This window comes from Eubacterium oxidoreducens (genome assembly GCF_900104415.1).
In the GTDB taxonomy this organism is placed as follows: Bacteria; Bacillota; Clostridia; order Lachnospirales; family Lachnospiraceae; genus Eubacterium_C; species Eubacterium_C oxidoreducens.
This window is the reverse complement of record NZ_FMXR01000005.1, coordinates 283,813-298,027: the sequence shown is the minus strand read 5'-3', so window position 1 is coordinate 298,027 and position 14,215 is coordinate 283,813. Positions and strand designations below refer to the sequence as shown.

General features: G+C 41.2%; 12 protein-coding genes and 1 rRNA gene. All 13 read right to left on the bottom strand.

Going from position 1 to position 14,215, the window contains the following annotated elements; translation table 11 throughout:
• Nucleotides 1-152 (bottom strand): 16S ribosomal RNA (locus BLS20_RS02925); the annotation flags it as partial.
• Between the two features lie 546 nt (nucleotides 153-698).
• On the bottom strand, nucleotides 699-2,066 hold the full coding sequence (gene radA, locus BLS20_RS02920) for a DNA repair protein RadA (RefSeq protein WP_090172018.1): 1,368 nt from the start codon (nucleotides 2,064-2,066) through the stop codon (nucleotides 699-701).
• Between the two features lie 132 nt (nucleotides 2,067-2,198).
• Nucleotides 2,199-2,615, bottom strand: a complete 417-nt coding sequence (locus BLS20_RS02915) for an endosialidase (protein ID WP_090172016.1) — start codon at nucleotides 2,613-2,615, stop codon at nucleotides 2,199-2,201.
• A gap of 117 nt (nucleotides 2,616-2,732) precedes the next feature.
• Nucleotides 2,733-5,183 carry an ATP-dependent Clp protease ATP-binding subunit gene (locus tag BLS20_RS02910; protein ID WP_090172014.1) on the bottom strand — a complete coding sequence of 817 codons (2,451 nt, stop codon included), beginning with the start codon at nucleotides 5,181-5,183 and terminating at the stop codon, nucleotides 2,733-2,735.
• 17 nt (nucleotides 5,184-5,200) lie between these two features.
• Complete coding sequence (locus tag BLS20_RS02905) at nucleotides 5,201-6,721, bottom strand: cadherin-like beta sandwich domain-containing protein (RefSeq protein ID WP_176762266.1); 1,521 nt, start codon at nucleotides 6,719-6,721, stop codon at nucleotides 5,201-5,203.
• An 89-nt stretch (nucleotides 6,722-6,810) separates the two neighbouring features.
• The gene (locus BLS20_RS02900) at nucleotides 6,811-7,032 is read right to left on the bottom strand and encodes a hypothetical protein (protein ID WP_090172010.1); all 222 of its coding nucleotides are present in this window, start codon (nucleotides 7,030-7,032) and stop codon (nucleotides 6,811-6,813) included.
• 100 nt (nucleotides 7,033-7,132) lie between these two features.
• Entirely contained in the window at nucleotides 7,133-7,891 is a 759-nt protein-coding gene (locus tag BLS20_RS02895; RefSeq protein ID WP_090172008.1) for an amino acid ABC transporter ATP-binding protein, read from the bottom strand.
• Nucleotides 7,892-7,903: 12 nt separating this feature from the next.
• A complete protein-coding gene (locus BLS20_RS02890) occupies nucleotides 7,904-8,554 on the bottom strand; it encodes an amino acid ABC transporter permease (RefSeq protein WP_090172006.1) in 651 nt (216 codons plus the stop codon).
• 24 nt (nucleotides 8,555-8,578) lie between these two features.
• Complete coding sequence (locus BLS20_RS02885; protein WP_090172003.1) at nucleotides 8,579-9,424, bottom strand: transporter substrate-binding domain-containing protein; 846 nt, start codon at nucleotides 9,422-9,424, stop codon at nucleotides 8,579-8,581.
• Nucleotides 9,425-9,606: 182 nt separating this feature from the next.
• On the bottom strand, nucleotides 9,607-10,251 hold the full coding sequence (locus BLS20_RS02880; protein WP_090172000.1) for a fibronectin type III domain-containing protein: 645 nt from the start codon (nucleotides 10,249-10,251) through the stop codon (nucleotides 9,607-9,609).
• 342 nt (nucleotides 10,252-10,593) lie between these two features.
• Entirely contained in the window at nucleotides 10,594-11,901 is a 1,308-nt protein-coding gene (locus BLS20_RS02875; RefSeq protein WP_090171998.1) for a sensor histidine kinase, read from the bottom strand.
• A gap of 18 nt (nucleotides 11,902-11,919) precedes the next feature.
• Entirely contained in the window at nucleotides 11,920-12,957 is a 1,038-nt protein-coding gene (locus tag BLS20_RS02870) for a DNA/RNA non-specific endonuclease (protein ID WP_090171996.1), read from the bottom strand.
• Nucleotides 12,958-13,180: 223 nt separating this feature from the next.
• Nucleotides 13,181-14,191: an anthranilate phosphoribosyltransferase gene (trpD, locus tag BLS20_RS02865; protein ID WP_341443177.1), complete on the bottom strand. Its 1,011-nt coding sequence runs from the start codon at nucleotides 14,189-14,191 to the stop codon at nucleotides 13,181-13,183.
• Nucleotides 14,192-14,215: the final 24 nt, after the last annotated feature.

Genomic DNA, 14,215 nt, shown 5'->3' with positions numbered 1-14,215 from the left:
TAAGGCAGGTTACCCACGCGTTACTCACCCGTCCGCCACTCAGTCACTAAATCGTCACTCCGAAGAGATCGTAATAAAGTGCTTCGTTCGACTTGCATGTGTTAAGCACGCCGCCAGCGTTCATCCTGAGCCAGGATCAAACTCTCATGTTTAATCTTTTGATAATTGCTTCAGAATTACTTCTTGGCTTTTTATCCTTGTGCATCCCTTTTAGTCAGATGCTTTACTGTTTTAAGGTGTTAATCTAATCGATTAACTGTTCTTTTAAGAACGTTTCTCTTAGAATTTTTCAAGGTTATTTCACTGTTCAGTTATCAAGGTTCGTGTCGGTTTTTGTTTTTGCCGACAACTATTTAATACTATCATGTCCTGACGTTCTTGTCAACAACTTTTTTATTTTTTTTGATAGTTTTTTGTGTTGCTCTTTAGACTGTTTTTTTCTTCCTCAACACGTGCGTTGATTATATTAGCATCATATGACATCTATGTCAACACCTTTTTGCAATTATTTTATTTAGCTTTTTATCCTTATTTTTCTTAGCCATTTTGTAGTGATTTGATTGAATCGTATGACCGGGCGAATTCTTATATAAGAATGCATACGGATTCGCAATGAAATCCGGCTGCTCATCCCGCCTATCCATAGCAAAAAAACCTGCAATCGCTTCTTTCCACTACGGCTTTTCCAATCAGGTAGTTCACTTAATCGCATCTACAGCTTCTTTAATATTCTTTACCCCAATTAATTCTATACCGTCTACCTTCCCGATTGCCTCCTTGGATACTTGTGGAAGGATTGCTTTTCGAAATCCTAGTTTTACAGCTTCACGGACTCTTACATCCATCATAGTGACAGCCCTTACTTCACCGCTCAAACCGACTTCTCCAAAGCAAATCACATCATCCTCAATAATGATATTCTTATAACTTGAAACAATAGCCAGTACAACAGCCAGGTCTACTGCCGGCTCATTCATATTCATCCCACCTGCAATATTAATATATGCATCGCAGGAATAAAGCGCATATCCCAGCCTTTTCTCAACGACGGCCATAAGCAGATTCATGCGGTTATGATCGGTACCTGCAACCGTCCTTCTAGGCATTGAAAAATTCGTCTTACACACCAGTGCCTGAATTTCAAGCAAAACCGGTCTTGTTCCTTCCATTGCGCAGGCAACAACCGAACCGGTCACATTCGTTGGTTTTCCACAAAGCATATACTCCGAAGGATTAACGACTTCCCTAAGACCATTATGCGACATTTCAAATACACCGATTTCATTGGTTGCCCCAAAACGATTCTTTACACCTCTCAATACGCGAAAGGTATTATGGCGATTACCTTCAAAATACAAGACCGTATCCACCATATGTTCTAAAACTCTCGGACCGGCAACCACCCCTTCTTTCGTCACATGACCAACCAGGAAAGTTGTTATGCCATGCTGCTTTGCAATCTGCATAAAAATTCCGGTGGATTCGCGAACCTGCGATACACTTCCCGGTGCAGAGGTGATTTCTTCATGATACATCGTCTGTATGGAATCAATCACAAGAATGTCCGGCTTTTCTCTCACTGCCATCTGTTCAATCGTAAGGAGATTCGTCTCGCAATAAACCGACATTCCTTCTGCAAATTCTCCCATACGATCGGCTCGCATCTTAAGCTGCCTTGGCGACTCCTCTCCGGACACATAAATAATCTTCTTTCCATTCTGTGCCATTAACCGACAGGCTTGAAGCAAAATTGTAGACTTACCAATCCCCGGATCACCGCCCAAAAGCACCAAGGAGCCTTTCACCAGTCCCCCACCAAGTACACGGTCGAATTCTTCCATGCCGGTCGATGTACGCTCTTCTTTCTTAAGTTCAATATCGGAAAGTTTATAAAGCTGCGCTTCTTGTTCGCTTCTTTTGCTTTCCCGCTTGCCCTTCTTAACAGAAGAAACCACTTCTTCCGCAAATGTATTCCATTCATGACACGCCGGACACTGTCCTGCCCACTTTGTTGATTCATATCCGCAATTTTGACAATAGAAAATCGTTGTCTTACCCTTCGCCATAACTTCACCTCATTAATCGAACATTTGTTTAAACGAATTATAGAACATGCGTTCTGTTTCGTCAAGAAAAACGAGAATAAAATTTCACAAAAAAATTCCGCTGCGAAAACTCACAGCGGAATTCCTTATTATTTAACTTACTTTTACAACTTTTACTGTTATCTGATCAGCGTCTTCTAATTCTACACCGAACGTGATCTTGCCTCCAAGATTAGTCTTCATCTTACCAACTGAATTTCCGCCGATTTCCACTTCATACTCTTCTTCTGCTTCAAGTTCCAAGGTTATCTGTGCATCCTTAGGACCTTCTACCTTAAAGGTCACCCCTGACTCTGCAAGTGCTAAGTCAGTCACTGTTGTTCCCGGTACTGATTCATATACGAATAATCCATTTCTTTCAAGCTTTGTGATATCCTTATATGTCTTTACTTTGTAAAGATCTCCGGAAACCTCAAAACCATCAAGCTTCGCCTTGCTGTCCAGCTCATAATTCCCAAAACTGATGCTTCCATCTTCTTCCTTCTTGATCAGTTCGTCAATTACTGCCATCTTTCTTATCCTCCTGTGCAACAATGCAATCTTTATATTTTCTGTCCAAAAGCATGTATTTGATACTTTTACCACATGGGATAATTATACCTTATCCCCCTTGGTTTTGTCACTATCTTATTGACGAACTTCAAATACAATCTCGCCTTTTTTCATTCCGATATCTACGGTATCGCCTCTCTTAATCACGCCGTTAATTACTTCATCCGCAAGCTCATCCTCTAGTTTTGTCTGAATCATACGTCGAAGTGGTCTGGCTCCGTATTTCGGGTCAAATGCTTTATCACATATATATTTTTTAACCGATGCTTTTATGTTAATCGTAATATCCATCTGCTCTTTGCATCTATGAATCAGCTCTTTTGTCATCAGATTCATAATATCCTTCATATGGTCTTTATTAAGTGCATGGAATACGATAATATCATCAATTCGATTCAAAAACTCCGGTTTGAAGATTCGACGCACTTCTTCCATCACACCGGACTTCATGCGTTCATAATCCTGCTTTTCATCCTCGCCTGCTCCAAATCCCAACTTCTTTGGTTCCACAATAGACTGGGCCCCGGCATTAGAGGTCATGATAATGATGGTATTCTTAAAGTCAACCTTACGCCCTTGTGCATCTGTCACATGGCCATCGTCAAGAATCTGAAGCAATACATTGAATACATCCGGATGTGCCTTTTCTATTTCATCAAAAAGCAACACCGAATATGGATTACGTCTTACTTTTTCTGCTAATTGGCCACCTTCTTCGTAACCCACATACCCCGGCGGTGAACCAATCATTTTGGACACGCTGTGTTTCTCCATATATTCAGACATATCAACACGTATCATATTTTTTTCATCGGAAAAGACAGCCTCTGCTAACGCTTTCGAAATCTCTGTCTTACCGACTCCTGTAGGTCCTAAGAACAAGAAAGAGCCAATCGGCCGATTCGGCGCCTTTATTCCCACTCGTCCGCGGCGTACAGCCTTCGAAACAGCCATAACAGCCTCATTCTGGCCAATCACGCGCTTATGCAAAGTCTTCTCTAATCTTCTGAGTCTGGCCGTCTCGCCTTCCTCTAGTTTTCTAACCGGAATCTTAGTCCAATCAGAAATCGTTTGTGCAATCGCATTTTCATCTACTACAAGCTTTTTGCGTTTAGAATCGCGCTGATACTTCTCCGTAATCTTTTGAAGCTTTTCCTTACTTTCACGACTCGTCTGCATCAGTGCGGATGCCTCTTCAAAATCGCCCTTCTTCATAGCTTCTTCCATCTTCTCTTCAAGCTCTAAAATGTCACGTCGCAAGCCTGCCACTCCATCCGGAAAACTTACGCCATGAATCCGCGTTCTTGCAGCTGCTTCATCTACAACATCGATTGCCTTATCCGGCAAAAATCTGTCGTTTATATATCTTGCGCTCATCTGTGCCGCTGCCTGCAATGCTTCCGGCGTTATCGTCACTCCATGATGTGCTTCATATCTCGGACAGATGCCTTCTAGTATCTGAATCGTCTGCTCGATTGTCGGTTCCTCTACCGTAACCGGTTGGAAACGTCGTTCCAATGCCGGATCCTTTTCAATATATTTGTGATATTCATTGATTGTTGTAGCGCCAAGAAGCTGAATCTCTCCTCGCGCAAGAGACGGCTTTAAAATATTAGATGCATCAATTGCACCTTCCGCTCCTCCGGCTCCGATAATGGTATGGATTTCATCCAGGAACAGTAATACATTACCATTCGAAACCACTTCTGCTATAACACGCTTGATTCTTTCTTCAAATTCACCACGATACTTTGAGCCTGCAACCATTGCAGACAAATCAAGCGTCACCAATCGCTTTCCTGCAATGGAATCCGGAACCAATCCGCTGACAATCATCTGTGCCAACCCTTCCACAATTGCGGTCTTGCCGACTCCCGGTTCCCCAATCAAGCAAGGGTTGTTCTTTCCACGTCTACTAAGAATCTGAATCACACGATTGATTTCTGCTTCACGACAAAAGACCGGATCTAGGCTTCCCTCTTTTGCCAGCTTTGTCAAATCTCTAGAATATTGATCTAATAATGGTGTATTTCCAAAAGACTTATGTTTCATCGGTTTGCCGTTTTGGAATTCATCTTTATAGGCTGCCGGATCTTCTCCCATTGCAAGCAATATCTCTGTAAATATCTTCTGTGCATTAACACCTAACGTATGGAACAATCTTGATGCAACGCATTCATTTTCGAGAATGATAGCAAGCAAAATGTGTTCTGTTCCAATCAATTTGGAATGAAATCTTTCGGCCTGTCGACTTGCTGTTTCTAATACAAGCTGAGCTTTCGGCGTATATCCTTCTTTTTCCAAAACCTGGATAGTGCCGGGAGCAATCAAAGCCTCTATCAGTTCCACAACCTTTGCTTCCTCAACATTAACCTGTTCTAACACCTTGGCCGCTACACCTGTTTCTTCCCGAATCAGACCAAGTAATATATGTTCACTGCCGATATAATTATGTTGCATATTCTTGGATGCCCGCTTGGCAAGCTCCAAGGCTTTCTTAGCTTTTTTTGTATAATTAGACTGCATATGCTTCTTTGTCCTTCCTACAGATCATTCAAATCCATGATGTCATCAAAATCCATCTGTTTTTTCTGCGTCTTTGGCTTATCCGATGGCTTTGGATTAGTACTTTGGCTTGTTTGCGTCTGCAAATCAGCCGGTTTTTGCTGCTCTTTAGGCTTTGGCATCTCCTTTGACACAGGAAGTGGCTGTTTGAAATCTGCTTCTTCAAAATCATCCATCTCAAAATCCTTACGCGGATCTTCAATTGGCTCGTCTTCTAGCGGGTCATTGACAATTGTTTTTGGAGTTTCTTTCGTGACTGCCTGTTCTTCCTTTCGCACTTCCTTTTCCTGCTTACTCTTACGAGCAAATCGCAAAACGCCTTTGTCATCCCCGAAATCTAATACCGATTTATCCTCTTTCTCCTCGTCATCCTCCTCATCATCCTCTTGACGTCCTCGTATCAATCGATTGATCACAAGGATAATAATTGCCACAATTGCGGCAAAAGCAATTCCCATGAGTACCCTATAATGACCTTGAAGATCTTCATACTTTTCTTTCAGTTCATCATAAGCGCTGCTTATATATTCTGAATTCGCAGTTGTAAGCGATAAATCTTCATTATACCTTTGGTAAGTTTCTTCTGATGCATCATACTGATACCACGCGCCTGTTCCTTCTTGGTTCACACCGTAAAACAGATAAAATGCCCCGCCTGTAGAAGGCTCATATAAAGTAAGCGTTACGCCCTTTACTTCCAATGATGCCTTTGTATAGTTGTCCGGAACTGTCCCTTCAATCGGAACCGGTGTTACGATAACATAATGATCATCACTTTCTAGTTTCAGGTAATTTTCATAAGATTCTGCTGTTTCATCCACCACAATATAACGAGTATCATTCGCATCCGCAGCATTTACAAGATATAAAAGCTTCACTCCACTTGCGCTATCTTGCATTCCGGTAAGTTCCGTTCCTATATCTACCGTTGCTCTTGCAAACCCTGATGGAATCTTATCATCTGTAAAATCCTGACTGACATTATATGTTGCATCATCAATCAGAAAGGTTCCATCCTCCTGATATGTGATTGCAGATTCTGACGACGCCCCCGCCGTCACGGTATCTTCCGTTGTCTCAGTATCTGTTGTCTGCGTTGTCGATGTCGCTTCCTGCCTTGTTACAACAATCGTATAAACGGCTTTCGTTCCGGCTTCCGACTTCGTAGTAATCTTAATTGTATTCTCGCCGACCTGAAGATTGTCATTTCCCTTAATCGACTTAATCGTTGCTTTCGAATTACTTAGTGTTGCATTAACTTCTACCTTCGTTACTTCATTTGGTACAGTTGCTGTATAACTTGTCGTACTATACTTAAAACTCGGTGAAAGAGTTCCTTCTGACAATGAAAGGGAAGAAAGAGAATTGTCTTTTGATTTTGTATCTGTTGTCTGCGTAGTGGTTGTTGCGCTTACCTGCGTTGTCCCTATTGCCGACACTGTGCAAAGTACTGTCGTAGATAAGACCACTGCTGCAACAAATCGTCCTATTTTCCTCATATCTACCATCCTATCCTCTCTGAATCTATAATCTATTCCATTATAGTTATTTCCCTATTTTATTGTCAATCTATTCTTCGTCTTTCTTCTTATGCCGCACGAAAACGTCTGCATCTTTTGTCTGCATTCGTTCGAAAAAAGCAAAGCCCCCAGATTCCAATAAACACTAAAAAAATTCCGCCGGCCATAACTGCGTCTACCGAAAAGGACAAACTCCTTAGTACCGCATAAATAAGCCCACTGCATCCTGCCGAAAGCATCATCACCATAATCAAAATCATTCCAACTCTTATTAAACTGCTTTTCTTCATATCTTTACGCTCCTCATTTTTATTAACTAAAAGATATTCAAAATACAGTCCAATATTGCGGAACTAAAATGCCGTCCCCCTTTTAGGAACGGCATTTTTATCAACATTTATTCAATTTTCCCAGGAATCCTCTCATACGTTCATTATCTGAATCAAAGACCTCTTGCGGAGTTCCCTCTACAATAACATTCCCTTGATCCATAAACATGATTCGATCTGAAATCTCCTTAGCAAAATCCATCTCGTGAGTCACAATTACCATCGTCATATGGCGATCTGCCAGCGAGCGAATGACTCTAAGCACTTCTCCTGTCAATTCCGGATCCAATGCCGAAGTCGGTTCATCAAAGAATAAAATCTTCGGATTCAAAGCAAGCGCTCTGGCAATTGCCACACGCTGCTGTTGGCCACCGGAAAGCTGACATGGATAAGCACTTGCTTTATCCTCAAGTCCCATCTGCGCCAAAAGCGACATCGCTTGCTTTTGAACCTCTTTTTTATCTCGTTTTTGTACACAAATCGGTGCATCCATCAGATTCTTCAGGACACTGTAGTGCGGAAACAAATTGAAATTTTGAAATACCAGTCCAAAATAACTTCGAATCTGTTTTTCCTTTTCTCCTTTTGCATAAACAACCGTACCGTCTTGTGCATAGGCTGCTTTTTCATTTAAATATATGATTTCGCCACCATCTATGGTCTCGAGCATCGTCGCACACCTTAGAAGCGTTGACTTGCCGGAACCGGACGGCCCGATAATAGACAAGATTTCGCCTTCTTTTACATGAAAGGAAATATCCTTTAATACCATAAGTTCATCAAACTTTTTTTGAATATGGTTCATTTCAAGCAAATTCATATTTGCTTCCTCCTAATGATAATATGCAAGTTTCTTTTCAATTCGTCCCATTACAAATGAAACAATATAATTGAACACAAAATAAAACACACCTGCAATAAATATTACCGAAACGGTTGTTTGCGCAGCTGCAATCTGCTTTGCTATTGCAAATAACTCGCTGTATGAAATCGCATATGCCAATGATGTATCCTTCACGAGTGTAATAATTTCATTCGTCATCGCAGGAAGAACACGCTTAATCACCTGCGGAAGAATAATCTTGTGAAACCTTTGCTTCTTACTGTATCCAAGAATCTTAGCTGCCTCATACTGTCCAATTGGCATTGATTGTATTCCGGATCTATAAATCTCCGCAAAATATGCAGCATAATTCAGTGTAAATCCTATAACCAAAGCAATAAACCGGTATTGCATCGGCATCTGCACACCAAATATCAAAGGCGGCGCAAAATACCAGGCAAATAACTGCAGCATCAGTGGTGTTCCGCGCATTATATCTATATAAATTTTCACAAGTACACTCACAACTTTTATCTTGGACATCCGGCCTTTACAAACGACAAATCCAAACGGCACAGAAAGTACCAGAGTCCATACAAAGATTCCCAGCGAACGCAAGAATCCTCCTGTAAGTTGTTGTAGTATTACATCCATTTCCATTAGGAAAAACCTCTTATCTTAAAATTATTCGATGCAAATCATATCTTCGATTGCGTATTTTTCAGCAAGCTCTGCTACTGTTCCATCCTCTGCAAGCTTATGCAGGTCTGCATTTACTACATCGCGAAGTGATGTGTTGCCAAGCTTAAATCCAATACCATACTGTTCGGAATTTAATTTTTCATCGAGAATCATGTATTTTCCTTCTCCACGCTCCTCAATCTGGTATTTTGCAACACCAATATCGATTGCCACTGCATCAAGTGAACCTGTTGTAAGTTCTGTAAATGCTACGTTATAGTCTGCAAACTGCTGTAACTGCGAAAAGGTATCTCCAAGCTCCTTTTGATAATCTTCATTTGTCAATACATCAAGTGCCGCAGATGCTGCCTGCACACCGACAATCTTTCCTGACAAATCACTTAATGTTTCAATTCCGGAATCCTTAGCAACCACAATTACTTGTTCATTGTTTACATAAGCATCAGACCATTCATAGTCATCTTCCTTGCCATTCATTGTAAAACCGTTCCAAATACAATCGATTGAACCACTATTAAGTTCTCCGTCCTTAGAACTCCAGTCGATCGGCTGCTTTACAAGTTCCCATCCTTCCATATCACAAACAGCTTGTGCAAGTTCCAAATCAAAACCGGTATATTCCCCGTCCTCATCCATATATCCATATGGTGGATATTCTGCATCGAAACCAACAATCAGCTGTGTACGTCCGGATTCATCTGCTTGTGTCTCTGAAGTAGATGACGCATTATCACTTGCCGAATCACTCTTAGCACTGCTTCCGCATCCTGCAAGTACTCCCCCTGCAAGAGCAAATGTCAATAAAACTCCCACTAATCTTTTTTTCATAATAATTCCTCTTTCTTCTACTACCAATTTATCACGGTAAACTAACACAGGAATTTTATCATAGCACTTTCCACTCGTCAAGGCTATCCCTTTTCTTGCCAAAATCCTCGCTGTTTGTGTAAAAGCCTGGCAGACCGCGCAAAAAAGCAGGATGAATTATCACCCTGCCTTTGCCTTTTCTTTTATTTGACACCAGAAAATCTTCGCCCTTTTTTATAAGGTATTTTTACCGTCACCTCTTTAGAATCATTACTTTTTATATTCTTATATACGCTTTTGATTTTGTAGGTATATACCTCTCCGGACGCTACCGTATAATCGGCAAATACATAATGTTCGTTATTATCATCCCGGAAAGTTCGAAGTAAATAATAGGAGCCTTTACCGGTCTTGCGATAGATTTCATAATAATCCGCCGCTGTTACACCGCTCCATTTAAGCAATGCACAATTGGCACTGGATTTTACTCCTAAAGATGGTGCTTTCAAATCTACAACTTCCACCTTACATTGCAAAACCTTTCTACCGGTTTTTACGCTTATAATCGCATTTCCTACTTTTCTTGCACTGACTGTATATCTTTTCTTATTTTCTTTTTTTAAACTTATGACATCGCTTCCTTTGGTCACCGACCAGTTGCTTTTTCCTTTTCCTCCTATCAGGCGCAGGCTAAAGGTGTTTTTTCCCGCTTCCATCGTCAGGCTATAGCTTTTTTCAGAAAGTCTTGGTCCACTCTTCGCCTCTGCCTGCAGCGGAGACAATAAGATACCTGCAACCAGTATGGCGCAGGATAAGAATGCCGCAATGTAACTTGCCTTTTTTTTCATAATATCATACTCCCATATTGAATGCGTTCCCCTGCTTTTTTATCATTATAGCACGGTTTTCCCAAAAATATATCTTAAGAAATATTAAGATTTCTTCCTTAAATTTAAAGAATTTGCAAAGGGGTAATCTTTTTTGGCATCGTATAATGTAAAAAAAATCGGTGAGCTGGGGGGCTCACCGATTGAGGAGTAATAGAAAAGAAATGAGGGATAAAAATTCGTACTAAATACAAACTTTAAAATGAGGGGGGTTGTTTCTTTTCTGAGTACATAATACTAGTACTTAGGTCACAAAAAGGACACACAAATATAAATTATCTCTAAAATAACGAAATCTTATGCCTATTTTGGAATAATAATCATGGATTTTGTCCCTTTTCCCACCTCTGATTCTATAATTAATCTTCCATCCACCATTTCCTTAAGCCGCTGGCGAACATTTTCGATCCCGATGTGTGTTCGTCCATCGTTCTTCTTTTCATTACATTCAAATCCAACCCCATCGTCTTTTACACACACAACATACTCATGTTCCGTTTCATACGTATGAATGCTTACGGTTCCGCCGCCAATCTTTTTTCCCACACCATGCTTTACCGCATTTTCCACCATCGGCTGCAACGTCAGGGGCGGAATAAAAAAGCTTTCCACCTGAAGATCGTATTCGACTTTCAACTCTTCTTCGAATCTCATTTTTTCCAATTCCAGATAAGTCTTAACATGATCGAGTTCCTGCTGAAACGTGATGGCTTCTGTATTTTTCATAGAATCCATATTACCACGCAGATATTTCGCAAAATTATCAATCGCTCTTTGTGCCTTATGCGAATCTTTTTCACACAAATAATAAATTGAATTTAAGCAGTTAAACATAAAATGCGGTTGAATCTGCGACATTACGATACCTATTTGCAATTCATTGATTTCTTTTTGCTGCATAATAATTTCCGCACTCTGCTTATCCAAAAGAACGCGCTGCATATGCATCATAAATACGAACATCGTCAGTACCGCCATTGAAATACCAAGGTTCAACTGCGAATAAGGCATCTGCCGAAAGACCGAAAACACAACTGCTGCCGTCGGATATCCTACATAGCAAAAAAAGATAAAAAACATCGTCCAGCCCATATATTTTCGTTCGATAATCAAAATAATGACCACGAGAATGAAAAAAACCACACCGATGTTCTGCGATAGCAGGAACAATGGACCTCTCACATATCGGTTCGCATCATCAACATAATAGTACATTCCGTTAAACAACGATATAACAGACGTAATCATCCCATAGAACGTATCTAGATATAAGATTCCTTTGATAACCTCCGTAACCTTACGTCTCGAAGTAAAGTCTCTCATATACCATCCATAAATATAACAAACAAGATACGGACCAAAATAACACAGAAAATTACCAACAATGATTACATGTCTTGCAAATTGACCGCTAATACCGTTATATCCCCACGCGAACACATCTCCAAGCATCATAATTCCGGTAACGAAAAGGAGCAGACACATCTTGGTTCGTCCATCCTTTGGCAGCCTTCCAACCAAACGATAAAGCGCGGCAGCAAAACACAAAATTGATGCCCACACTTCTATTCCTACATAAAATTCAACAGACCGCAATACCTGTGATAGCACTGTCCATCCCCCTTTCCCCTATGGATTACAATTCCCGCATGGATCATATCCCTCATCAATCAGTTCTTGTCTATCACCATGATAGGTCTTAGTGTTTTTTTGAGCCATTCTTTTCACACTCGAACAAGTTGGCAAATGAAATTTCTTTGTATTGGTATTAATCACATAATCAGCATCCGTCGTATTCTCAGACTCCTTGCTTTGCGATGTTTCCTCATCCGATGCAGAAGAGGCAGATCCGGTAAATTCTTCTCCTTTCGAATCTCCGGTAGCATAATCAATCGTAATATCCGGCTGCACATTATAGCAATATACGCAAAAACAGATTCCTTCCCCCTCATCTTCTACCGAGTACGCTTCCATCAATACACCACTTGCCAAAAAATTATTTTCTTCAAAAATCGGTGTTACACGATACATAACGTGGTTTTGTGTGCGATCAATATAAGAAGCCGTCTCCTCTTCATAAGGAAGCATTCCCTCTACATTCATATAACGGGTTCCGGTAATCAGATTCTTCTCATTTGCATTTTCTGCTCCCAAACAATACGCAATCAAATGGCAGCGATTGTATAAATAATTACCATCAATTCCATTGTACTTTACAGTATGCCAGCCTGTCGGCTTTACTGAACCGATTGATCCACGTTCTTGTGTCGGCATGGTTTCGGTTCCTACGCAGGCAAATGCTGTTGTACATCGACCAAGCGAATCGAGCGCGCCATAATCTTCAAATGCCTCATCTGTAATTTCATCCTCCGTAAAATACGGTTCATTATTATTCACCACATAAGATGCAACTCCGCAGTACTCCGGAATCTGCGTAATATCAAACGCATTCGAAGTCTGCTCGCTACTATCCGCAGCCTCTTTATGAGACTCTTGTTCTTGCTCTTCTTCCTGTGCTGCTTGCGTCTTCGTCTCTTCTTCGCTGACACTACTTTGTTCGTTGCTGACGACTAAACTCTCATCGGCAATTTCTGCCTGCGAACAGCCACCTCCCATAAGCATCAGCAGCAATATAAGCGGCAGTATAAGTTGTCTTAGCTTTCTCATAATACTCCTCTTCCTATCTAATTCTTACGTTCTATTATACCAAAAAAAGATATCTATCACACAACTGTCATAGATATCTTTTTAAGAATTCGTCAAGACTCGCTCGCGAGTCTTGCGCGCCGGATTCGGGTCTGCTTCAGCAGACAAATTCCTGTCCGAATCCGTGCGCATCCTCGCGGAGCGTTTAACTCAGTCGGAGCTTGTACTCCGACTGAGTTAAACATCAATGCGCACGAATCAGTTCTTCTAACACATAGAGTGCTTTCCCCTGATCGATGGACTGTCTTGCCATCTCGATTCCTTGTTCTATGCTGTCAGCCTCCTCTGCCATATAAAGCGCTGCACCAGCATTCAAAAGAACAATATCACGCTTTGGCCCTGTAATGGTTCCTTCCAAAATTCCCCGTGTGATTTTCGCATTTTCTGCTCCGTCACCACCTTGCAGTTCCTCCATTGCCGCTCTCTTAAATCCATAATCTTCCGGCGCAATTTCATAAGTTCTTACCTTACCATCTCGCACCTGTGATATTCTGGTCTTATCCGTTAATGTGATTTCGTCCATATTGTCATATCCACTTACAACCATTGCATGTTCCACGCCCATGTTCTTCATAACATTGGCAATTGTCTCTGTCAGATCCGGACTATAGACACCGATTAACATATATGTTGCATTGGACGGATTCGCAAGTGGTCCTAAGATGTTAAATACCGTTCTGATGCCAAGTTCTTTTCTTGCCTGACCGACATACTTCATCGACTGGTTAAAGTTAGGAGCAAACATGAAGCCAAGACCAATCTGCTCTACTTCTTCTTGCACTCTCTTAGGCTCTGATAAGATATTTACCCCAAGTGCTTCAAGCACATCACCGGCTCCTGACTTGCTTGAAATCGAGCGGTTTCCGTGCTTGGCAACCGGAACACCGGCTCCCGCAACCACGAACGAAGAAGTTGTAGAAATATTGAAACTGTAGGTACAGTCTCCACCGGTTCCCACAAAATCGATAAACTTCTTAACATTAGGATGAATCTTCATTGCTTTTTCTTTTAAGATATTGGCAAATCCAGTCACTTCTTCTACTGTCTCGCCTTTTAGTCGAAGGCCGGCCAAAAATGCACCAATCTGTGCCTGCGTCGCTTTTCCGCTCAGCATAATCTCCATAACTGCTTCAGCCTGTGCCTTAGTCAGATTCTCTCCGGATGCGGTTGTTGCAATTGCTTCTTTCATTTCCATAATAAGTCACGCTCCTTTGCCTGG